This is a genomic window from Pseudomonas sp. Irchel s3f7 (genome assembly GCF_900187615.1).
Lineage (GTDB): Bacteria > Pseudomonadota > Gammaproteobacteria > Pseudomonadales > Pseudomonadaceae > Aquipseudomonas.
Genome location: NZ_FYDO01000001.1, coordinates 248,860 through 271,758, shown reverse-complemented (window position 1 = coordinate 271,758; position 22,899 = coordinate 248,860). Strand labels below are relative to the sequence as shown.

The following is a 22,899-nucleotide window of genomic DNA, read 5'->3' as shown; positions in this document are numbered from 1 at the left end:
CAGATTTCGCGTAGCTGAGCGCAAAAAAGGCATTTTGAGTAGCCAGTACGCGGGCAGTTTGGAAGTACCGACTTTTTCAACACAATCGGCCAAGAAGAGACAGTGGACATTACCTACGCCAAAGCGCTAGCGTCAGCCCCTTCAATGTGAGGGCTACACCATGGATGCTATTACCGACTACTCAAATGAACACCATCGCCGTTGCGTCATGGAGCTCTGGGAAACCGTATTCGGTTACGAAACCGCGCATAACACTCCCAGCCTTGCTATCGACAAAAAACTGGCCGCAGCGGACGGCCTTTTCTTTGTTGCCCTGTCAGGAAATGAAGTTGTTGGCACCGTTCTCGCTGGATACGACGGCCATCGTGGATGGTTGTATTCGTCGGCGGTGCACCCGTCGCACCGCAGAAACGGCGTAGGGATGAATCTAGTCCGCCATGCAGAGGGTGCGTTGACGGCGCGAGGGTGCATGAAAATCAATCTGCAAATCGTCAGCTCAAATGAAAGTGTCAAAGCCTTTTATGAATCTCTTGGCTATTCGACCGAACCACGCATTAGCATGGGGAAGAAGATTGAGTCGAATATAGTGAGGCCTGAAGAGAAGTCCTGATGAGCGTCAGCTTTGGCTCGATTCTGTTGAAAAAGTCAAGCGTGGTTTTCACGGCAGAAAAGTACGCGCCTGAGATTGAAATCTAGAATCGGCGCAGAGGTATTCGGACTCGGATTTCAAAAAAGATGCTTTCGCCGATCAGTATTCTGGCTGTTTGAGAAAACCGACTTTTTCAACAGAATCGGTCGATTTTTGCCTGTCGCAACCGTCAGCTATATAGGGTCGAATACGATCGCATAGTAGTTGATGCAATTCCTTCCCGGCCAAAAAAGTCGAAGCATAATGGAGCTAAAGCCGCATCATGGGGAGCGGACTGAACGGATGGGTAAGCAGCCGGTTCAAAGACAATTTTAAAAGACGAAGGTGAAAGCCTTTGTCTGGAAAATAACCGAACACCAACCGGCGCTGAGTTTTCGTGATGCCAAATGCGAGCAGACCGTGGGTCACGTCCACCCAATCAGCTTTTCTGAAAATCTCCACCAGCCCTTGCGGGTCGCCCTGGCTGCGTAAGATCTTATGATGACTTTGAATCATGGCGATGATCTCCTCGCACCAGCCATGAAGACCGGCTTTCTCAAGGAAATGCATGGCTAGGATTTCAGACGGTGCCAAATAGTCGAATGTCTTGTGAGTCCAGATACCGAGGTCATGGAAGGCGCCGGCGATAGCAACTTTCTCAAGATCTACCACGGTAAGCGGACTTAGCAATGAGCAAAAATTGATCATGCGCTATACGTGATTTCGATAGGCCAAAAAGTCCGGGCCTAACGCCACATGGTTCCGTTGAAGTAGATCGTCCAGCAGTTCAATTTTGGTGATCATCTCCACTCCCTTCGCGCCTCGATTCGCTATCCAGCATATTCAGTATTTAGTATTTAGTATTTAGTATTTAGTATTTAGTATTTAGTATTTAGTATTTAGTATTTAGTAGCGCCGTGTCATTCGGTGATAGCTCCAACCTTGTGAATTTAGCGCTCAGCTCTAAAGGACTAATGGCTTGTATACGGTCCAGCCTGACCTCACGCACCGCCTATGCGAAGCGAGGCATAGCGAACCGCGTCACACGGTACCGGCTAGACGGTGTGACCTACGGATACTCACAATTTGCACGGCCGCGCCTGCCAGGTAGATCAGGAAACAAACCACGACCAGCATCTTGAGTGTTGGGTCTTCTGGGCCAGCAAAAACTGGGTGGGCCACGGGTACTCTCGTTCCCGTTTCAGTGAGGCCCGGTATGAAGTGGAAGAAGAAAGTCAGTGAGTAACCCAAAACAGCAATGTACCTGGAAAGGCCACGCTGGCTGGCGCGGGTCTCTGCCAAATAAGCGATGGCCAACACGATTAGTGTTGTGATCGACAGGACATGCGGAGCCCCAAAACCTCCATGGTGAAAGATAAACAGCCCAGTGATACTGGTTGCTACGGTGAACCACACATAGATTCGCCCCGATCGTGTGCGAAAGCTGATTTCGCCATAACTCAGGAGCGTAACAATTGCCCCTGCCACCGCTATCAGGGCGAGGGATGTATGTAGCATGCCGAAAGGTGTCATACCCAACATAAGAATGCCTCCAGGTAAAGCGCGTCGAAGGGACTACGCGCCGTTCCGGCTATGTACTACTCAGGATTTAACAAATGCCAACAGGTCGGCATTCAGTCGTTCTTTATGGGTGTCGGTAATGCCATGAGGGGCGCCTTCGTAGACGATCAATTTGCTGTTCTTGATCAGTTTGGCTGAAGCGCGACCTGCCGCATCGATAGGCACGATCTGGTCATCGTCACCGTGGATAATCAGCGTTGGTACGTCGAACTTTTTCAAATCTTGTGTGAAATCGGTTTCCGAGAAAGCCTTAATACTGTCGTAAGTGTTCTTGTGCCCACCCAACATGCCTTGCATCCACCAGGCGTTGATGACCCCTTGCGATGGTTTCGCACCAGGGCGGTTGTAGCCAAAGAAAGGGCCGCTCGGGATGTCGATGAATAACTGCGACCTGTCGGCTAGGAAGGCTGCGCGGATGTCATCGAAGACTTTAATGGGCAGGCCGCCGGGATTGGCCTCGGTTTTAACCATCAGTGGTGGCACCGCTGAGATGAGCCCTGCCTTTTTCACTCGCTTAGACCCATGACGCCCGATATACCTCGCCACTTCGCCCCCACCCGTAGAAAAACCGAACAGGGTCGCATCCTTCACGTCAAGGTGGTCGAGCAACTGAGCCAGGTCATCCGCGTAATGGTCCATGTCGTTGCCATCCCAGGGTTGGCTGGAACGGCCATGACCACGCCGGTCGTGAGCGATGCAGCGACAGCCGTTGGCGGCCAGGTGATACATCTGGGACTCCCAGCTGTCTGCATCGAGCGGCCAGCCGTGGCTAAAGACCACGACTGGTCCTTTGCCCCAATCCTTATAATAGATCTTTACGCCGTCTTTGGTGGTGAAGGTACTCATGGTTTTATGCACTCCCGAGGAGGTTTTCTGGGGGGAAACGGATGTAGCGGATTGCGAGGCTGCCAGGCTGAAGCCAGGCAGCAATGAGCCGACCGCCAATGCGGCGCCTCCCTTGATCAGTGCGCGTCGAGCTTCATCGATTGCGGATTTTCGACTTGTCATGATTTCCTCCGCCGGGTAGTGGCAAGGACTTTTTGAATGGCTGATTTTCGCGCTGCATCGCTCGCGACCGGACTCACACTTCACTGCGTATTAAGTCGCGGAATCTCGAAGCTCACCAAGGTCCACCGTGTGACCTCCTCTTCCCACTCATCCCCGGTCGTTGAAGTCAAAGGGAACGCCAGGTTAGCCACGATCATTCGTTTGCCCTGAACGGCACCGCCGGATGGAAACAGTAATCCTTTGGGCGCACCGTCCGGGCCGATGCCGAGGAATTGCCCGATACGCGCCCTTACCCGACCCTGTTCATCCAATGCGACCATCGCGTCTGATTGATTGGACGCGACCCAGAGATATCCGTCGTGAAACAGCAGGCCATCGGCTCCGAAGACGCTTTCGGCGAAAATGGTCACCGGCCCGCCAGGCATAGGCATGCGTAATACGCGACCGTCGCCGGCATTGTTGATGTAAAGCACAGTTTCGGCCGCATTGAAGGCCAACCCATTGGCACCAAACGGCAGCGCGCCTGAAGTGGCAAATAGCGAATCACGGGCAACGGTTTGCAAGGTGCAAGGCCCACAGGAGGTTGCCTTGTCGACGCGATAGATCGCGCCTTGAAAAGAGTCAGAGATATACAGATTGTTCTGCTTGTCGAAGACCATGCCGTTAGGACCAGGCATCCCCTTGGAACCATAGGTGATCACATCCTGGCTACCATCCTGATTATCGACGCGCGGCGTCGCCGCTGGCGGCGTCAGCGCAGCAAACGACAACAGGTCCTCTACTGGTGTGGTGGAGGTGAAATTGGCGGGCATTCGCTGCAATTTCGATCCGCCAAAATTCAGGACGTAAATCTGGCCATCCTTGAACTCGACGCCAGTGAGAGGCGTCTGACCAAAGCTGCGTTGCGCCAGCAGTTTGCCGTTGTTTGAGTAGCGCAGCAGCTGGTTGTTGCGCAGTGTCGCGGGAGCACGTACGTCAAACGTGCCGCCATAGACTTCGCCAGTCACTGGATTCACCGCCAGGCCTTCGGGGTTGCGGACACCTTCGGGCAGCTCGGCGAAAGGTGTCACCTGCCCGTATACCACGTCCGGCGGCGCCGCTTTGGGCAAGCTGGCCGGTAGCAGGAACAAGGCGAACACCACGGCCACGCAACGCTTTATGCTCACTTCTGGCACTCCCATTACGGTGAGTCGGACGATGAAGTGCGGTTGATGACAGGCTTATTACGCTCATAGCATGCGCAAATCGATCAGGTTCTGACTACGTAATTTCGGCAAGTTGTAAGGTTGCGGGGAGATTTAAGAACCCTGCGATTCCCTGAGGAAACTTCGTAAACTTGCCTGTTTTACGTAGACCCGCCACTCGGATGGAGAGACTCTTGGTCAACTTGATGGAGCTTGATAGCAGGTTGATATGGAAAAGCCCCGGGCCCCGCTCTCCCGCCCAAAAACCGCGCCGCCGACGGCGCGTGCTGGTGGGCAGCAGACGACGCGCCAGGCCAACATCGCCAAGGTGATGGAGCTGCTGCAACACTATGAAGAGCAACCGATCAGGCTCTCCGAGTTGTGCCGCGATGCGGATGTCAGCGAACGCACATTACGCTCGATTTTCAGGGAAATATTCGGTGTAGGGCCTAATCGCTACCTGCACATTCGCCGTTTGCACCTGGTCCGTGTAGCGCTGTCGATGGCTAATCCGGAGACCGACTCTGTCAGCCTGATCGCCCTGCGATTCGGCTTTTCCGACAGTGGTCGCATGGCCTCTGATTACCACAGGCTATTTGGTGAATACCCCAGCAAAACCCTGATGCGAATGCTGACGTGAACGCGAGCGCTCAGGGTTGATTCGACGTTTTCGTGGCTTTGAGCCATTGCGCCGGCAGCATTCCAAAATACTGGCGGTACAGACCGGCGAATCGGCCAAAGTCCCACACGCCGAAGCGTGCACAAATGCTGGTAATCGTATCGTCAGGGCCGGCATGACGGATGGCGTCGCGAATCCCATGCAAGCGGCGAATCATCAGATACCGATGCGGACTCATGCCCAGGTATTCATTGAATACATTGCGCACCGTGCGTTCCGAGGTGCAGGTCGCCTGACAGATGTCTTCGGTGTAAACCGTCTGGCTCTCCAGCGTATCCAGCAGTTCCAGCGCACGCTTGAGTATCTCTTTGTGATCGCGATGGTGCCGTGGTGCGGCGTGCAGCGGGTCTACCGGCAGCAGCATGCGGAACACCACATCCATCACCTCCCGGCGCGCAGCCTCCTCCGCTCCCTCGTTGTGCAGAACCTCGGGGGACTGGGCCTCGATATGGAACAGACGCCGTGCCAGCCACAACAATGGACTGAGATTGCGCTGGGCGTTGCTGACCAGGTTGCGATGCAACACGCAAAAGTCGAATTCATCTTCGCGCACCGATGCCCAGCGCAGCACTAACTCGCAAGACATCGCCACCGTCAGCCAACTGGCCGGGTTTTTTGCGTTGATGTGGAACATGGCATTGGGCACCATCCAGCCAATCCGTCGGCGATTGAAGGAATGGCCGTCGACCACGGTGGACTCATGCCCCGTCAGCGGCAGGAAGATGTTGTAGTAACCGGGCAGGCCAATACCCGTGTAGACCGTGCCAGCGCCTTCGCGCCCGCTCATCAGTGCCACGCCGTTCAAATCGACGACGCTGAGTTGCCAGTCCCGTTGTTGCCGCGTGCGCAGCACGTATTGGCCCTGCACTCCGTATAACGCCTCTTCGAATTCATCGAACTCCGAGCAGATCAATTGCATCGCCCCACCTCACTGATCCCGAACAGTGGAAAGCAGCCTCCATGCCAAATCGGTCCAGGTGATGAGCGTAGACGACGAAAACGGCAAGCAGATGGACGCGCATGGCCGTCCATCTGCCCACCCGGTGCAGCGGATCAGCGGCTCAGGTATTCGCTGGTTGAAATGACAGGCGCGTAACCGAAACTGAGCGCGGCCATGAACGCCGCGTGCACGTGCGCGGCGGGGACCTTGACTCCGTTAAACTCAAGATCGAGCGTGGCGCACGCATCGTGCAACACCGTGGTTATGTAGCCAAAATCTACGGCTGCGCGGGTCATGCCATCCACACACATGTGGCTCATGTTGCCGACCACAACGACCTCGTTGATCTCGTGACGGTCGAGGATGGCTTTCAGTTCGGTTTCACGAAACGAATTGATGAAGTGCTTGAGCACCACCGGCTCGTCCTCGCGATTCTTCGCGCTTGGGTGTATTTGAGCGCCCTCGCTGCCGGGGCGGAAAAAGGGCGCATTTTCGTCCTTGAACTCATGGCGGATATGCACCACCAGGTCACCCCGCTCGCGGAACCGTTCAATCACCCGCGCGGCCTGTGCGGCGGCGTCCTCGACGTGGGAAAGCGCCCATCTGCCTCCTGGAAAATAGTCGTTCTGGATATCAACGACCACCAGTGCTTTTTTGTTCGACTCACCATTGCTCATGATCTTTCTCCCGCTGACAGGTTGCCAAATGGGGTGGCCTGCTGCCGGTTCCTTCTGGCCCGCTGAACGCCCCGAATTCAGTTCGTCGTTTGTAACTCCTGCGCGACCAGATTCAAGCCCAGCGCTTGTGCCACGCCGGCACCATACGCCGGATCTGCTTTCGAGCAATTGACGATGTGTCGATGCTTGATCATGACCGGCGCATCGCCCATAGCCCGCGCCGTGTTGTCGAAAAGTTGCTGTTGTTGAAGCGGCGTCATCAGACGAAACAGGTTTCCGGGTTGCTCGAAATGGTCCTCAACGACGCTTTGATCCCAATGCGCCGCTTCGCCTTCAAGCGCCAATGCCGGCTCGTGCAGTTGCCGATGGTCCTGCCACTCACCGAAGCTGTTGGGGTAGTAAGACAATGTCGAGCCGAGGTTGCCATCAGTGCGCATGGCCCCGTCACGGTGATAACTGTGGAACGGGCACTTCGGCGCATTGACCGGAATGTGATTGAAATTCACACCGAGGCGATATCGCTGCGCGTCACCATAAGAAAACAGGCGCGCCTGAAGCATTTTGTCAGGCGAAAAACTCACTCCCGGAACAATGTTGGCCGGGGAAAATGCTGCTTGTTCCACCTCGGCAAAATGATTGTCGGGGTTACGGTTCAATTGAAGAATACCCACTTCCTCAAGCGGAAATTCGGCATGGGGCCAGACCTTGGTCAAATCGAACGGATTGTGCCGATGCACACGCGCCTGTTCCTCAGTCATGGTCTGGATGCACAATTTCCAGCTCGGAAATTCGCCGCGCTCAATGCATTCATAGAGATCACGCAGATGGCTTTCGCGATCATTGCCAACGACCTGTACCGCTTCGCTATCGCTCAGGTTAGTAATCCCTTGCTGACACACAAAATGAAACTTGGTCCACACACGCTCGTTCTGCGCATTGATCAGGCTGAAGGTATGGCTACCGAAGCCGTGCATGTGCCGGTAACTGGAGGGAATGCCCCGATCACTCATGACGATCGTCACCTGGTGCAATGCTTCAGGCAGGAGGGTCCAGAAATCCCAGTTGTTCGTCGCTGATCGCAGCCCGGTGCGCGGGTCGCGCTTGACCACATGATTCAGGTCGGAAAACCGCAGTGGGTCGCGAAAAAAGAACACCGGCGTGTTGTTGCCCACGATGTCCCAGTTGCCTTCCTCGGTATACAGCTTCACCGCGAAACCACGAATATCGCGTTCGGCGTCCGCCGCCCCGCGCTCCCCGGCCACCGTGGAAAAACGCACAAAGGCTGGCGTCTGTTTACCGACCTCGGCCAATGCACTGGCCTTGCAATAACGACTGATGTCGGCGGTAACGGTAAAGGTGCCATAAGCGCCGGCGCCCTTGGCGTGCATGCGCCGTTCAGGAATCACTTCCCGGTCGAAATGCGCCAGTTTTTCCAGCAGCCAGATGTCCTGCAACAACGCCGGCCCGCGCGGCCCGGCCGTTTGGATATTGAGATTGTCGACCACCGGTGCACCGGTGGCATGAGTGAGCTTTTTATCGTTCATCAGGTAGACCTCCGAAGGCATTACAGCAACTCAGTCAGATCGCGAGTGGTAACGATGGCATGCGCGTAGGTCGGTCCATTGATCACATGGGCGGCAGTCATGGCTTCCAGGGAAAACGCTGCGGTCGCATCCTTCACCAGCGTGACGTGATAACCCAGCTCCGCCGCAAATTTGGCGGTCGTCTCAATACAGGTATTGGCCAGCATTCCAATGATGATGACCTTATCGATACCGTGCTGTTTGAGCTGGAAATCCAGATCCGTGTTGGCAAAGCCGCTACCGCCCCAATGTTCCTTTACGACGACATCGTTCGGTTGCGGCAAGAAATCTGGGTGCCATTCGCCTCCCCAACTACCGGCTGCAAACACCTGCGCTTTACCTGCTCCCAACTGATAAGGACTGGGATGCTTCCACCCCTGAAAATCCTCCGGAGTGGAACGATGATGGGGTACGTAAAAAACGTGCAAGCCTGCTGTGCGCGCCGCCGCGACTACCCGGCGCAAATTGTTCAGCGTGTCGACCTCATCAACGACCGCTTTGGCCAGCCCGGCGAGCTTGCCACCTTCGCTGAGGAAGTCGTTGTAAGGGTCCACCAGTAGTAATCCGGTGCTTTCGCGAGAATAAGTGACATCACTCATCAGAACCTCCCAGCAACTTTAGAAAAACCGGTGAGTGAAAACTCAAGGTTTATCCTTGGCGCTCCATGTTGCCGGCAATGAAAGATCGCCTGAGGCGACGTCCCAGACCGAACTGACACACAGCAGCGGATCGTGCAGGTCAGCGTTGACCTTCAACCCCGCCGTGACGCCGTCGTACTTGAAGGTTTCAGGAAAGCCGACGGCCGCCAACGGGACTTGGATCGTGACCGTGTCTTTGGATGCCTTGAGTTCATAGCCGGGAGAGTCGATATACAGCGGAACGCCAGGCCATGTAGCTGGCATCTTTGGCTTCATATCTTTGGGAATGTCTCGAACCTTGAGGCCGCTGGGCCCGCAACTGGCTTCCTTGGTCAGAACGACCCAATGGGAATGCCATAACCCACCATCGTTATCTTTTTTACCGTCCTTGTTTTCATCCAACTGGGGGGTGTCATCGAAATCGGGGTGGGAGGTCAACGCCAGCGCCAGGATGCCGGACTTGGGCTCGAACCCGACAACGTCACTGTCCAGACTGGTTGGCCAGACATAGCTATAGACGTCTGACCCAGCGAACTTACCGGTGGTTTTGGGTGTATTGCCGCCTGCTGATCCAGCGACGACTTGTTGAAAGACAAGATTGTTGCCGTCACGATAAATGTGCGTATGAACCAGATCAAACGCGGCATCTGTCTGACTTTTAGCGCTGTTGATACCTCCCGGCTCATGGGCTAACGAAGGAAAGCTCACCACCGAAGTCATGACCAAACACATTAAACGTCGCATGCCCTGCCCCTCGAACAAAATGGTCAGTTCAGTGCACGTGGGGCTTTCGCGTCAGTTTCGCCAGCATTATCGAGTTCATTAACCACTGGCGACGCTCAGCCGTTGGGCACCATCAGAATCACGTGAAGGAACGCATGATCCAGAAATCCCAACAGGCGAGCTACGTAAATCCGGCAAATTGCGAGGAGGATCTATCACATACTGAACATGTCACTGGCAAGGAAATCGCCTTTACTGGGTCAGTTTTCGGTCAGCGGCAACACCCACCCACCCCTCGGTCAGCACCTTCGTCTCAATGCTGGCGGTTGTGTTGGTCGTTTCGCTGACCTGGTATGGACTGGTTGCGGTGGCTTTGTCGCAACCAACGATTTCCTCGGAGTATCAGAAGGCTCGGAAAGTGATTGATCGCCTGTGCGGTAGTCTGATTCTGGGCCTGGGAGCACGACAGCTGACCTGAGTATTGAATCGACCGCGAGACGTGGGGTGACTCCGCTATCGGCCAAAAGCAGACCATGGCCACGCTGCTAATGCGCCAGTAATGAGCGCAAAAGTCATGTCGCTTTTCCTCCTCACCTCATGACGCATTTCTAGCTTGACTTCCAGCCCAACCAAGGAGTTACGCATGGACAAGGAACGCTATCAGACATAATCGGCGGAAAACATTACGCCAGATGCATCGTCTACTGATAGTTGGGAAGCCAACCAGCTAGCATAGGTTTGAGGCATACCCAAGTCCGGTCAGTGCAATCATCGGCAACCAAACGCCGCGAAGGGAGCAAAGCCTATGTACTCTTCAACGTTCATCTTTGCCAAAAAGCAGTTTGATGAAGCCTTCTACCGACTCGATCAGGAAATAGCTGCAATCGCAAAATCGATCCCTGGTTAGAATCCACAAACTGGTCTCTTCTCCAATGTTTACTACTGGAGTTCTCTCGAAGCACTTCAGATATTGGTTGAGCACCCCGTCACCTTGAGGCAAAGGCTGCTCAGGAAAATTGGCTTGCCGGTTATCAAGTCATCATCTCTGAGGTCATCAAAACCTATGGTGACTCCGCTCTTGGCGAGAAATGGCCAATCGCAACAGCTACTTGATCATTCCATCGAGCGGCCGCTATGGGTCGACTTCTGCCGGTCACGACATACTGAAACTGGCCAAGCAAGAAACATCGCTAAGGCCCAATGTTTTACGCTGAAAGGTCTGCTACCGATCGCGCGTAGGCCGCCGTTGCAATCTCAATCAATGTGTTGCGCTCTGATCTATCAATAATCCCTCGGCATCGATAATCGTCAGCAACCTTCAGCAACTCATCATAACGCGCTTCCGTATCCATCAGGATTTCGGTATCTACATAGCCCCCTACTAGCCGACTCAGCCCGATAGGAATGGATCCTTTATTTGACCACCCCTCATCCATGTTCGATTATCGAACGATTTAAAAAATGTTAACGTATTGTTTTTAAAGGTTTTATTACTTTTATAAAAAAATCAGACAAAAATACATGTAATTACTCTTCACAGTGGATCCATAAATTGATTGACTGGCCCCGCACGGTGTCAGGTACTGCGCCTGTCCCGCTCATAAAAATAATAGGGTGTCGTGATGAATCACTTCTCAATCGGGCACAAGCTTCGGCTTGCACCCACCTTCGTGTGCCTCCCTCGCTTTAACTTTACGCAGCCTCATCTCGAGGGGCAGCCATGAGTGTCGATCTGAAGAGCGTGGTAGATGAGCGTCCCATGGCGCGGTTCCAATGGTTGGCCGTGGGCATCTGTATTGTTCTGAACATGATCGATGGTTTCGACGTGCTGGTAATGGCCTTCACGGCTTCCTCGGTGTCTGCCGAATGGAGCTTGAATGGCGCGCAGATCGGGCTGCTGTTGAGTGCCGGGCTGTTTGGCATGGCAGCAGGTTCTTTGTTTATTGCGCCGTGGGCGGATCGCTATGGTCGTCGGCCATTGATCCTGTTTTGCCTGCTGCTCTCCGGGGCCGGCATGCTGTTGTCGGCACTGAGCCAGACACCGGTGCAGCTGGCGTTGTTGCGTGGGTTGACTGGCTTGGGTATCGGCGGAATCCTGGCCAGCAGCAACGTGATTGCCAGTGAATATGCCAACAAACGCTGGCGAGGCCTGGCGGTGAGCCTGCAATCCACCGGTTATGCCTTGGGTGCGACCTTGGGCGGGCTGTTGTCGGTGTGGCTGCTGACGCACTTTGGCTGGCGTTCGGTTTTCCTATTCGGTGGAGCCGTGACCCTGGCGGTGATTCCACTGGTATTGATGTACTTGCCTGAGTCGTTGGACTTTCTGATCGCCCGCCGCCCCGAGAATGCCTTGGCACGCATCAATCGACTGGCCGCCCGCCTCGGCCAGCCAGCACTGCGCGAACTGCCCGTCGCCATCTCCGCGCCGATTTCAGGCCGTGGGCGCCTGGCGCAGTTGCTCTCGCCTGATTCACGGCGCACCACCCTGCTGATCTGGCTGCTGTTCTTCCTGGTGATGTTCGGCTTCTACTTCGTGATGAGCTGGACGCCGAAACTGCTGGTTTCAGCAGGGCTATCGGCACAGCAAGGCATCAGCGGCGGCGTGCTGTTGAGCGTCGGCGGTATCTTCGGCGCGGCGCTGATTGGTGGCATGGCCTCGCGCTGGCGGCTGACCCGGGTGCTGTCGCTGTTCATGCTGATTACCGCGGGCCTGCTGGTACTGTTCGTCGGTTCCGCTTCATCCGTATCAATGGCTCTCGGCCTGGGCCTGTTGATCGGGCTCTTTGCCAACGGTTGCGTGGCTGGCTTGTACGCGCTTTCGCCGATTGTCTACGACGCTTCAGTTCGGACAACAGGGGTCGGTTGGGGCATCGGTATCGGACGCATCGGCGCGATCCTTTCGCCGACCGTCGCCGGCCTGTTGCTGGACAGCGGTTGGCAGCCACTGCACCTGTACGGGGTTTTTGCCGTGGTTTTCGTGATTGCCGCCGCCGTGTTGCTGCTACTCAAGCTCAACACCCAAGTGCAACCTGCTGCCGAGCTCAGCCACGCCTGACGCAATGCAAAGAGGTAGCGAGGCCTTGCCTCGCTACTGACTACTACCCCCAGGAATACAACAATAATGACTTACCTTCCTCTCCCCCGGGCCCTGCTCGGCGGTGCAATAGCGCTTGCCTTATTACCTTCAGCGTATGCCGAGAGCAGCGGCTTTTTCGAGAATTCCAAGACCAGTCTGTTGCTGCGAAATTACTATTTCAATCGTGACTACAACGATCCCGGCGCCAGCAAAAGCAAGGTAGAAGAATGGGCCCAGGGCGCTATCCTCAAGTTCAATTCCGGTTACACCCCTGGCGTTCTAGGCTTTGGCCTTGACGGTATAGCGATGCTGGGTATCAAGCTCGACAGCAGCCGTCAGACCAGCGGTTCCGACTTGCTGCCGGTGCATGCAGATGGTCACTCCGCCGACAGCTATGGGCGTGCAGGGGTGGCCGCAAAAATGCGCTTTTCTGACACTGAGCTATTTCTGGGCGAGCTCATGCCCGATGTTCCGCTGCTGCGCTACGATGACGGACGCCTACTGCCACAGACCTTCCAAGGCACCATGCTGGTGTCCCGAGAGCTACCCGGCTTGAGCCTGCAGGGTGGGCAATACACCGCCACGAGCCTGCGTAATTCCTCAAACATGCAAGACCTCTCTGCCTGGGCTGCGCCCACCGTTACGTCAGACAGTTTCAACTATGCGGGCGCTGAATATCGTTTCAACGAGCAACAAACCCTGATTGGCGCTTGGCACTCGCAACTCGAAGACATTTATCAACAAAGCTATCTGAACCTGCTACATAAGCAGAAGTTTGGTGACTGGACTCTCGGCGCGAATCTGGGCTACTTCATCGATAACGATGACGGCAGCGCCCGTATTGGTAACGTGCAAAGTACTACTGGCTACGGGCTGTTCTCGGCCAACCTGGGTGGCCATACGTTGTATCTGGGACTGCAAAAGGTCAGCGGCGATACCAGCTGGATGTCCGTGTATGGCAGTAGTGGGCGCACCTTGGGCAACGACATGTTCAACGGCAACTTCAGTAACGCCGACGAGCGCTCCTGGCAGGCTCGCTATGATTACAACTTCGTAGCCGCCGGCATCCCCGGCTTGCTGCTGATGACCCGCTATGGTCACGGCGAGAACGCCACCACCAAGGCGGGTAGCAATGGCAAGGAATGGGAACGTGACACCGAGGTCAGCTACACCTTGCAAAGTGGCCCGATGAAAAACCTTAGCGTGCGGGTCAACAACGCCACCAACCGTCGCAGCTTCAACAGTGATTTCGATCAGACCCGCGTGATCGTCAGCTACCCACTGTCTCTCTGATCCTCCCGCCAGGGGCGCTAGTCGCCCCTGCATCCCCCCCTTCCTTGCGTTACTATGGCGAACCACTTTCTGGAAGTCGCCTGCATGAGCAAACCGGGTCAAATGGTGCTAGTCGCACTGCGCAAAATGATCGCTTCGGGAGAGCTGGCGGCTGGCGAGCGGCTGATGGAGATTCCGACGGCGGAACGCTTCGGCGTCTCGCGCATGCCGGTGCGCATGGCCTTCCTTACTCTGGAACAGGAAGGTCTACTGGTGCGCCATGGCGGACGGGGCTATCAGGTGCGTTCGGTGAGCGCCGACGATATCGCCGGAGCCGTTGAAGTGCGCGGGGTACTGGAGGGGCTGGCAGCGCGGCAGAGCGCCGAACGCGGATTGAGCGAGCAAGCACAGGCGGCGCTTCAGGAATGCCTGGTACAAGGCGATGCGTTGTTCGACAAAGGCTATGTGACAGAAGAAGACCTTGAGGCCTTCCATGACCTCAACATGCGCTTTCATCAGGTGATCGTCGAAAGTAGCGCCAACCCTGCCATTGCCGAAGCCCTGTCACGAAACGACCATCGGCCCTTCGCTTCAGTCTCAGCGCTCGCTATCGATCGTGAAGACATGGCACGCGAATACCGGCGCTTCAACTTCGCTCACATGCAACACCACTCGGTCTTCGACGCGCTGATCAGTCGCCAGGGCGCACGCGCTGAGGCCATTATGCGTGAACACGCCAATGCGACCCTGCGTTACGCCGAGGTATTCGGCGCGATCAGCAATAGCGAACGGATGAAAGTGATCGCGCGCGGCGAATAACCGGCTTGGTCAAAGATTCAGCACTAATAGCGCCGATTTAGCCCTTGAACAGCAGGGTGTGAACTGATCGTTTGCCGCCTGCTCTTCTTCGGTGAGGAACAGGTCACGGTGATCCGGCACCCCCTCCAGCACACGGGTCAAGCAGGTTCCACAGACGCCCTGCTCACAGGAAATTGCAATCTCGACACCGTGGCTTTCCAGCACCTGAACCACCGTCTTGTCGACTGGAATGTCGAACACCTGCCCGCTACTGGCAAGCTTGACTTGGAACGTCCCATCGCCACGGGTATCCACCGGCGCTGCGGCGAAGTATTCACGGTGCAACTGCCCATCGCTCCAACCTTGGGCCTTGGCGCTGTCGAGCACAAACTGCATGAACCCTGAAGGGCCACAGACATACAGGTGCAAGTCCGGGCCCGGATTAGCCAGGATCTTGGCGGCATCCAGACGCGAATCGGCCTCTTCATCGAAATGCAGGTGCACGCGATCGGAAAAGGAGGCCCCTTTGAGTCGGTCGGCAAATGCCGCACGCTCACTGGAGCGAGCACAGTAATGCAGCTCGAAATCGTCACCGCTGTGGGCCAGTTGCTCGGCCATGCAGAGAATCGGAGTGATGCCTATGCCGCCAGCGAACAACAGGCTGCGCCGAGCCTCACCCACCAGCGGGAAGAGGTTCCGCGGTTCACTGATGAACAGCCGATCGCCACTGTTGATCTGCTCATGCATGCTCTGAGAACCACCGCGCGAGTCAGCGTCCTTGAGCACACCGATCAGATAGCGATGGCGCTCTTGCGGGTGATTGCACAGTGAGTACTGGCGGATCAGTCCGCTGGGCAGGTGCACGTCGATATGAGCCCCGGCACTGAAGCTGGGCAATGCCCCGCCCTGTGCACAGGTCAACTCGTAGCTGCAAATATCCAACGCTTCGTTGTTGCGGGATGTCACGACGACTTCAATCATGGCGAACCTTCAAGTCCGGCCACCGCAGTGGCCGCGAACAGATCAATGGGAGTGGACTGGCGTATTGCTCAAGGGCGCTCCCTTTCGCTATTTCACCGCAGCAATCAGCTCGACAGCCGGTGCTCGCTCACGGGCAATGAGGCGTTCCAGCACGCGCCTGGACTGCACGCCACCGGCATCAATATTGAGCTTGAGCAAGTTACGCTCAGGATTGGCCAGCAGGTTTTGCTGCTGCTGTTCGAGCATGTCGAGGTCTTCGCTGAAAATCTTCCCCTGGCCCTCGCGGATGGTGTCGGTCAGGGCTTCGTCGTGCGGATTGAAGTTGCGTGCCATACCCCAGAAGTACCAGATCGAGGTCTCGGTTTCCGGTGTAATGAAGTCGACCACTATGCTCGCGGCTTTGTGTTGCGGCTCAGCGTTGTAACCGCCCTTGCCAGCATGAGCCACGCCCACTTCGATCAAGACGTGACTAGGCGGACTGAAGCGGCAGATCTGCCAACGGTCTACCGGCACGTCGTCGGCCAGGTTGTTGCCACGCAGGGCCATGCGCCAGAACGGTGGTGCCATGATGTTTTCCATGTGCCGTGCGGTGACCACTTCGTCACCCTGAACGGTTGTGACCGGCGGCGCTTCATCGATCTCTTTCTGGCCAATGCTGGAGGCGTGCACGTAGGTTTCGTGGGTGAGATCCATCAGGTTATCGATCATCAGTCGATAGTCGCAGTTGATATGGAAAAGCCCACCGCCATAGGCCCACTCATCGCTGACAGCCCATTCCAGATGATGGATCAGGTCTGGGTCAGCCTTGCCCTGCTCCCCAGGCCAGACCCAGATAAAACCGTAACGCTCTTCAACCGCGTAGGTCTTGTTGCACGGAAAGCCCCGGACGCGCTGACCTGGCATTTCGACGGTTTTGCCGTCACAGCCCATTACCAGGCCGTGATACCCACAGACCAGGTTGCCATTCTCGACATACCCAAGCGAAAGGGGGGCGCCTCGATGTGGGCAAAAATTCTCGACGGCGGCAACGCGCCCTTCATGGCCTCGATAGAAAACGATTTTCTCACCGCATATTTGCCGCCCAAGGGGCTTGCTAGCGATCTCGTCGGGGGTGCAGGCGACATACCAGGTGTTTTTCGGATACATGCGAATCTCCGGAGCAGGCTTGTTTTTATGGATCCATTTGATCGGATTAGTCGGATTTTAGTCAAGGTTTATGTGATAAATAACGATCAATGGATCCATTAAGCCAATTCATCAATATTCAACCTTTCGCGCACCTTATATATGCGAAGGCGCTTCCATCCCGATCCTGCCGTGGCATCCAAATCCGATTCGACGTAAATCGCCCACAGGGCACTCTCCTGCTGGTCACTGGTGAGGCCGCATTGTGCATTTGTAAGGCGGGTCGCGGCGCACATTCAGCCAACGCATTGCGGATAAATCCGCTCCTACAACAGCGCGTGCGACTGCCGATCAAGCAGAGTAGCTGTCTTGCGACTAGCTTTACCTCGAACACGAAAGCCTCCGCCCACAACTCAACCAGGTAAAGGTTCGTTATGACTAAAAAAATCGACCTGACGATCACCCACGATTACCTCAATCCGTTTGCCTCGCCGGACAACCCCAAGCTAAGCCCCGAACTGGTGGATTACCTGTCGGATAGCGCCTGGTACCACCACGAATTGTGCCTGCAGATTCGCTGCCCGGAAGATGAGCGAGAACGCCTGCAGCAAGCCATCAGCAATACCTTTGCGGAAAAGAGCGAACAACTCAGAGTGGATATTCGCTCCCAGCGGCTGGTAGCGCTGACACTCTTGGGCTTGGCACTAGCCTTGGCGCTGGCAGGCACGGCTCTGGGTATTGAAGGCACCATCCCCGTGGGCGTCGTTACCGTCACCGCGTGGATGCTGCTCTGGCGTAGCGGAGAGATACTGTTTCTGGATATCCGCAGCGCTAACCGGCAGCTGCGTAAGTACCAGCGCATCGCCAGCGCATCAAAGCAGTTTGATTGAGGTTGATCGTTCCCACTTCGTGTGGGACTGCAGCCTTCGCTGCATCAGTGCCCACCGACCAGCCATTGCGCCCGGGAAACCGTTCCATCGTTGTTTGTTTATGGCGACAAAGACAAAAACATCCCACCCCAGGCAATAGCTTTCATGGCGGAACGTGCGCACGCTGGTCAAGTCGAGTGCAACCGATGGGGCAGCACTTGTGCAATTGACTGGCCAGTGGCAATGCAAATGCGGGGGCGAATTCCATGCAATTACGCAAGATGGCGCGGCCGGACGATTGCCAATTTGGTGCAGGGCATGAAATCCCTAACGCTCGTACAAACCGCCTACTCCCCAAAGATCCTCACGGGGTAATTGCAACTTTCATCACCCCGTCGCGTTGATGCGCAAACAGGTCATACGCCTCTTCGATGTCATCGAGTTTGTAGCGATGCGTCACGAGCGGCGACAAGTCCACCCCGCCATTTTCCACCACCGCCATCAAGCGTCGCATGCGTTCCTTACCGCCGGGACATAGGGTGGTGATGATGCTGTAATCCCCTAGACCAGCGGCGAAAGCGTCTAGTGGGATTTTCAGGTCACTGGAGTAAACCCCGAGGCTGGAAAGTCGACCGCCCGGACGCAGAACCCGCAATGCCGACTCAAAAGTCCCCTGAGTCCCCAATGCTTCGATGGACACATCGACACCACGCCCCTCCGTCAGGGCCATGATTTGTTCAACCACATCACCGTCCTTGAAGTTGACGACATGCGTCGCCCCCAGTTTTTTAGCGACGTTCATACGTTCGGTGACTGCATCGACTCCAATAATCGTGGTTGCGCCTTTAAGCCGTGCACCGGCCACCGCGCAGAGCCCAATTGGCCCCAAGGCGAATACCGCCACGGTATCGCCGATTTCCACCCCTCCTCGCTCGGCTCCAGAAAAGCCGGTAGACATGATGTCCGGGCACATCAGCACCTGTTCGTCGCTGAGACCGTCCGGTATCGGACATAGATTGGCCAACGCATCAGGCACCAATACATATTCAGCCTGGCAACCATCAATGATATTGCCGAACTTCCAGCCACCGGTGGCCCGAAAGCCATGCCGGGTATCCGGGCCATCCTGTGAGCCACAGCCGCACAGGCAAGCATAACTCTGTCCACTGGGGGTAATCGCGCCCGCGATCACCCGCTGGCCTTCGACAAAACCGAGTACCTGCGAACCGAGCCGCTCGATGATGCCGACTGGCTCATGACCGACTGTCAGGCCTTTGGCTACAGGGTATTCGCCACGCAGTATATGCACGTCGGTACCACAGATCGTGGTGGTTGTTATGCGAATCAACGCATCGAGGGGCCCGACTTCAGGAATGGGTTTGTCGTCGAGCACGATCCGGTTTTTTTCGACGAAAATTGCCGCTTTCATCGTGGCCATGATGATCCCTCCTGATCAATATGCGATTGAGTTCAGCACGAAATCCAGACTCTGCCGGATTGCCGGATCAAAGGTTAATTGCGTACTGGGCACTGCATCGATGGTGCCAAGTGACGATGTACGGAGCTGTTCGGCGAGGTTTTTTCGAGTTGGCGAAATTCGGACCGCGTCGTGAAGCTCTGGCTAATCATCTCTCGGCGCATTCCCCATTTGCGCAAGACCTGACCAAGATCGAGCAATTAGCCGCCACGCAGCGGATGTCGGAACACTTCGAAAGCAGTGTTGGAGTTCTGGAGATTGGCCATATTCGTGCTCAATTGGACTCGTTCCATACCGCGTCACGCACATCTACTTTCTTGGGCAGAAGCTTGTTTTGATAAAATAGATCGGCCGTCATTTGCTGCGCATTGATGATGTTTTCATCAATGCGCAGTATTGGAGAAGGCGGCCGATTATCGAGGTAGCTGGCAATCACACTGTCGGGCAGTCCCATGTATTTTTTTACCACCTTCAGGCTTTCTTCCCGTTGGCTGCGGGTCAGCTCTTCGGCGGCAGTAAGCTCATCGAGCAGCGCGTGGACAAAAGAGCCATTGGCTTGCGCGTAGGCGCGTCGTGCGGTGTACACAGGGCCTGACAGGTTCAAACCTTCGCCGTTGGCAAGCACGCGCACATTGCCCTGACTCAAGGCAAGCGAGGAGTAAGGCTCCCAAATTGCCCAGGCATCTACGCTGCCCTGTTCGAAGGCTGCACGCGCATTAGCGGGAGGCAGGTTCATAGTCTGGATGTCCTGGTAGCTCAAACCGGCCTTATTCAACGCCCTAAGTATCAGGTTGTGTGAACTGGATCCGCGCTGAAATGCCACCTTTTTGCCTTTTAGGTCGGCAATGTCTTTTAGCGGGCTGTCAGCGCGTACCAATATGGTTTCCGCTTGTGGTTTTGGCGGCTCGGTTCCGATGTAGACCAGATCGGCTCCCGCCGCTTGCGCGAATAACGGCGGGATGTCCCCGGTGGAGCCAATGTCCAGCGCATTGACGTTGATCGCTTCCAACATCTGCGGCCCGGCAGGAAATTCAATCCACTGCACTGCCGTTTGAGGAAAACGCTTCTCCAAAAGCCCGTGCTCTTTAGCGAGTAATAAGGCAATCGAGCCTTTCTGGTAGCCAATTCTCAGTGTTGCAGGGTCTGCTGCCATTACGGAGTTTGTCAGACTGAACAGTGCTAACCCCGTAAAAAAAACTTTTAGAAATATCATCTTTGTCTCGCTGTTTGAAATCCGGGAGAACGCCTGAGTTGGGCTTTTATTTATTCAGCAGTCGACGGCCTTTCCCAAAGATTGATCCCGCCCTCTCGGGCAAATCGGTCAATCTCTGCCAGTTCCTCCGTACTAAAGCGCAGATTCTTCAACGCTCCTACGTTCTCTATGATCTGCTCCGGTCGACTTGCACCGATTAGCGCTGACGTCACCCGTGGATCTCGAAGCGTCCAGGCCAATGCCAGCTGCGCCAGGCTCTGACCGCGACGCTTGGCGATTTCGTTGAGGGCCCGCACCTGGGCAATGTTGGCTTCGGACAAGTGCGACGCCTGCAACGAAGCGCCGCCCGGACGGTTGACCCGCGCATCCGCCGGTACGCCGTTGAGGTACTTGTCGGTCAGCAACCCCTGCGCCAGCGGCGTGAAGGCAATCACCCCGGCGCCAAGTCCGTCGGTGATGTCCAGCAAGTCCTTTTCCACCCAGCGATTGAGCAGGTTGTACGCCGGTTGGTGTATCAGCAATGGGACTTTCCACTCTTTGAGCAACGCCGCGATTTCGCGGGTTTTCACTCCTGAATATGAGGAGATGCCGATGTACAACGCCTTGCCCTGCTGCACCGCCGTGGCCAGGGCGCTGGCGGTTTCTTCCAGCGGGGTGTCCGGGTCGAAACGGTGGGAGTAGAAGATGTCCACATAATCCAGGCCCAGGCGTTGCAGGCTTTGATCGAGGCTGGCCAGCACGTACTTGCGCGAGCCGCCGCCCTGACCGTATGGGCCGGGCCACATGTCCCAACCAGCCTTGCTGGAAATGATCAACTCGTCGCGATACTGCTTGAAGTCTTCACGCAGCAATCGACCGAAATTGATCTCGGCGCTGCCGTACGGCGGGCCGTAGTTGTTGGCCAGGTCAAAGTGGTTGATGCCCAAGTCGAATGCCGTGCGCAACAACGCGCGCTGGGTGTCGATCGGCGTGCTGTCGCCAAAGTTGTGCCACAGGCCCAGGGACAGCGCTGGCAGCACCAGGCCGCTGCGACCCACGCGACGATAAGGGATGGAGTCGTAGCGGTTTTCGGCAGCGATGTAAGTCATTGAGCTATTTCCTGGTTGTCTGGAAATGGGGGGCGAGGCTGGATAAATTTGTTTGAAGGCCTAACCAGCCCCAGGTTCTGGCGCAAAGTACGGCCTTCGTACTCGGTTCTGAAAAGTCCTCGACGTTGCAGCTCCGGCACTACCTCGTTGGCGAAATCTTCCAGACCACCAGGAAGGTGCGGCACCAACACGTTGAATCCATCGGCCGCGCCTTGTTCGAACCATTCCTGCAGTCGGTCGGCGATCTGCACCGGTGTGCCCACCAGACTGTAATGCCCGCGACCACCGGCAATTTTTCTGCCCAGTTCGGCGAGGCTGAGGTTTTCCCGGCCTGCCAACTCTGTCAGCAGTTTCTGCCGGCTCTGCTGGCCGCTTTCTGTGAGCGGCAGGTCCGGGAGCGGCCCGTCCAGTGGATATTTCGACAGGTCGAAGTTGCCCAGCATGCGCCCAAGCAAAGCAACGCCAACTTCAGGCTCGACCAATCGCTGAAATGTTTGAAATTTTTCCTGCGCTTGCTCTTCCGTTGACCCGACCACTACAAAAACGCCGGGCATGATTTTCAGGGAGTCATGGCTGCGGCCGTACTGGCTCAAACGGCCTTTGAGATCGGCGTAAAACGCCTGGGCATTGGCCAACGAAGTTTGTGCCGTGAATACCAGCTCCGCCGTTTGCGCCGCCAGGTCGCGGCCGACCTCAGAGGAGCCGGCCTGCACAATCACCGGTTGTCCTTGCGGGGAGCGCGCAACGTTCAGCGGCCCCTTGACCCGGAAGTGTTCACCCACGTGATCCAGCACATGCAACTTGGCCGGGTCGTAATAGCCGCCGCTCGTCTTGTCGCGGATAAACGCGTCGTCTTCCCAACTGTCCCACAGCCCCGTGACGACCTGACAAAACTCACGGGCGCGGCTGTAGCGATCAGCGTGTCCAATGTGTTCGTACCGGCCGAAATTTTGTGCTTCGGCAGCGTTATCCGAGGTCACCAAATTCCACCCCGCTCGCCCGCCGGACAGGTGATCCAAGGAAGCGAATTTGCGCGCTACGTGGTACGGCTCGTTGTAGCTGGTGGTGGTCGTGGCGATCAGACCGATATTTTCGGTCACCACACTCAAGGCTGAAAGCAACGTCAGCGGCTCAAAGTAAGCCGAGCGTGCCATGCGGCTGGCAATTTCATCCCTCGGCGCGGCGACGCTATCGGCGACGAACAAGGCGTCAAACTTCGCGGCTTCAGCAATCTGCGCCAGGCGTTTGTAATGGGTGAAATCCAGCCCGGCGTCGGCCGCCACTTCGGGGTGTCGCCATGCGGCGATGTGATGCCCGCCGGCCATGAGAAAGGCCCCCAGTTTCAGCTGTCGAGTCATG

At 56.1% G+C, this 22,899-nt stretch carries 21 protein-coding genes and 2 pseudogenes; 8 read left to right on the top strand and 15 right to left on the bottom strand.

The window, feature by feature from the left end; all coding sequences use genetic code 11:
- Positions 1-160: 160 nt before the first annotated feature.
- Positions 161-610, top strand: a complete 450-nt coding sequence (locus tag CKW19_RS01245) for a GNAT family acetyltransferase (protein WP_095056193.1) — start codon at positions 161-163, stop codon at positions 608-610.
- A 288-nt stretch (positions 611-898) separates the two neighbouring features.
- Here the strand turns inward: CKW19_RS01245 and CKW19_RS01240 are convergent, their stop codons facing one another.
- The 4 genes from CKW19_RS01240 to CKW19_RS01225 form a co-directional block, all read right to left on the bottom strand.
- Complete coding sequence (locus CKW19_RS01240) at positions 899-1,336, bottom strand: hypothetical protein (RefSeq protein WP_256580277.1); 438 nt, start codon at positions 1,334-1,336, stop codon at positions 899-901.
- 333 nt (positions 1,337-1,669) lie between these two features.
- Positions 1,670-2,170, bottom strand: a complete 501-nt coding sequence (locus CKW19_RS01235) for a hypothetical protein (RefSeq protein WP_095056192.1) — start codon at positions 2,168-2,170, stop codon at positions 1,670-1,672.
- A gap of 60 nt (positions 2,171-2,230) precedes the next feature.
- On the bottom strand, positions 2,231-3,055 hold the full coding sequence (locus CKW19_RS01230; RefSeq protein WP_095056191.1) for an alpha/beta fold hydrolase: 825 nt from the start codon (positions 3,053-3,055) through the stop codon (positions 2,231-2,233).
- Positions 3,056-3,297: 242 nt separating this feature from the next.
- Complete coding sequence (locus tag CKW19_RS01225) at positions 3,298-4,383, bottom strand: hypothetical protein (protein WP_095056190.1); 1,086 nt, start codon at positions 4,381-4,383, stop codon at positions 3,298-3,300.
- Positions 4,384-4,630: 247 nt separating this feature from the next.
- On the opposite strand from CKW19_RS01225, the gene CKW19_RS01220 reads away from it, so the two are divergent.
- The gene (locus CKW19_RS01220; protein ID WP_095056189.1) at positions 4,631-5,041 is read left to right on the top strand and encodes a helix-turn-helix transcriptional regulator; all 411 of its coding nucleotides are present in this window, start codon (positions 4,631-4,633) and stop codon (positions 5,039-5,041) included.
- Positions 5,042-5,051: 10 nt separating this feature from the next.
- On the opposite strand, the gene CKW19_RS01215 is transcribed toward CKW19_RS01220, so the two are convergent.
- The 5 genes from CKW19_RS01215 to CKW19_RS01195 all read right to left on the bottom strand — a co-directional run bounded on the left by CKW19_RS01215 (position 5,052) and on the right by CKW19_RS01195 (position 9,662).
- Positions 5,052-5,999 (bottom strand): AraC family transcriptional regulator, encoded by a 948-nt coding sequence (locus CKW19_RS01215; RefSeq protein WP_095056188.1) that lies wholly within the window; start codon positions 5,997-5,999, stop codon positions 5,052-5,054.
- Between the two features lie 134 nt (positions 6,000-6,133).
- A complete protein-coding gene (locus tag CKW19_RS01210; RefSeq protein WP_095056187.1) occupies positions 6,134-6,697 on the bottom strand; it encodes a cysteine hydrolase family protein in 564 nt (187 codons plus the stop codon).
- Positions 6,698-6,774: 77 nt separating this feature from the next.
- Complete coding sequence (locus tag CKW19_RS01205; RefSeq protein ID WP_095056251.1) at positions 6,775-8,241, bottom strand: catalase; 1,467 nt, start codon at positions 8,239-8,241, stop codon at positions 6,775-6,777.
- A gap of 20 nt (positions 8,242-8,261) precedes the next feature.
- The gene (locus CKW19_RS01200; RefSeq protein ID WP_095056186.1) at positions 8,262-8,879 is read right to left on the bottom strand and encodes an isochorismatase family cysteine hydrolase; all 618 of its coding nucleotides are present in this window, start codon (positions 8,877-8,879) and stop codon (positions 8,262-8,264) included.
- A 42-nt stretch (positions 8,880-8,921) separates the two neighbouring features.
- Positions 8,922-9,662: a hypothetical protein gene (locus CKW19_RS01195; RefSeq protein WP_095056250.1), complete on the bottom strand. Its 741-nt coding sequence runs from the start codon at positions 9,660-9,662 to the stop codon at positions 8,922-8,924.
- Positions 9,663-9,903: 241 nt separating this feature from the next.
- Here CKW19_RS01195 and CKW19_RS01190 point away from each other — a divergent pair.
- The 4 genes and pseudogenes from CKW19_RS01190 to CKW19_RS01165 form a co-directional block, all read left to right on the top strand.
- Positions 9,904-10,119, top strand: a pseudogene (locus CKW19_RS01190) (LysE family transporter); the annotation flags it as partial.
- A 1,242-nt stretch (positions 10,120-11,361) separates the two neighbouring features.
- A complete protein-coding gene (locus CKW19_RS01175; RefSeq protein WP_095056185.1) occupies positions 11,362-12,696 on the top strand; it encodes an MFS transporter in 1,335 nt (444 codons plus the stop codon).
- A 66-nt stretch (positions 12,697-12,762) separates the two neighbouring features.
- On the top strand, positions 12,763-14,010 hold the full coding sequence (locus CKW19_RS01170; protein ID WP_095056184.1) for an OprD family porin: 1,248 nt from the start codon (positions 12,763-12,765) through the stop codon (positions 14,008-14,010).
- Between the two features lie 84 nt (positions 14,011-14,094).
- Positions 14,095-14,808, top strand: coding sequence for a GntR family transcriptional regulator (locus tag CKW19_RS01165; RefSeq protein WP_007945095.1), 714 nt, complete (start codon positions 14,095-14,097; stop codon positions 14,806-14,808).
- A 9-nt stretch (positions 14,809-14,817) separates the two neighbouring features.
- Here CKW19_RS01165 and CKW19_RS01160 read toward each other — a convergent pair whose 3' ends face one another.
- Positions 14,818-15,768, bottom strand: a complete 951-nt coding sequence (locus CKW19_RS01160) for a PDR/VanB family oxidoreductase (protein ID WP_095056183.1) — start codon at positions 15,766-15,768, stop codon at positions 14,818-14,820.
- An 87-nt stretch (positions 15,769-15,855) separates the two neighbouring features.
- Positions 15,856-16,914: an aromatic ring-hydroxylating dioxygenase subunit alpha gene (locus CKW19_RS01155; protein ID WP_095056182.1), complete on the bottom strand. Its 1,059-nt coding sequence runs from the start codon at positions 16,912-16,914 to the stop codon at positions 15,856-15,858.
- 413 nt (positions 16,915-17,327) lie between these two features.
- Between CKW19_RS01155 and CKW19_RS01150 the strand changes: the two genes are divergently transcribed.
- Positions 17,328-17,783, top strand: a complete 456-nt coding sequence (locus CKW19_RS01150; protein WP_095056181.1) for a hypothetical protein — start codon at positions 17,328-17,330, stop codon at positions 17,781-17,783.
- Between the two features lie 81 nt (positions 17,784-17,864).
- Positions 17,865-17,960: pseudogene (locus tag CKW19_RS28930) on the top strand (alpha/beta hydrolase); the annotation flags it as partial.
- A 166-nt stretch (positions 17,961-18,126) separates the two neighbouring features.
- Here CKW19_RS28930 and CKW19_RS01140 read toward each other — a convergent pair.
- The 4 genes from CKW19_RS01140 to CKW19_RS01125 form a co-directional block, all read right to left on the bottom strand.
- A complete protein-coding gene (locus CKW19_RS01140; RefSeq protein ID WP_095056180.1) occupies positions 18,127-19,200 on the bottom strand; it encodes an NAD(P)-dependent alcohol dehydrogenase in 1,074 nt (357 codons plus the stop codon).
- Between the two features lie 313 nt (positions 19,201-19,513).
- Entirely contained in the window at positions 19,514-20,452 is a 939-nt protein-coding gene (locus tag CKW19_RS01135) for a sulfonate ABC transporter substrate-binding protein (RefSeq protein ID WP_095056179.1), read from the bottom strand.
- 50 nt (positions 20,453-20,502) lie between these two features.
- Positions 20,503-21,540, bottom strand: coding sequence for an L-glyceraldehyde 3-phosphate reductase (gene mgrA / locus CKW19_RS01130; protein WP_095056178.1), 1,038 nt, complete (start codon positions 21,538-21,540; stop codon positions 20,503-20,505).
- On the bottom strand, positions 21,537-22,898 hold the full coding sequence (locus CKW19_RS01125; RefSeq protein ID WP_095056177.1) for an LLM class flavin-dependent oxidoreductase: 1,362 nt from the start codon (positions 22,896-22,898) through the stop codon (positions 21,537-21,539). Before CKW19_RS01125 ends, mgrA begins: the two co-directional genes overlap by 4 nt.
- Position 22,899 lies beyond the last annotated feature (1 nt).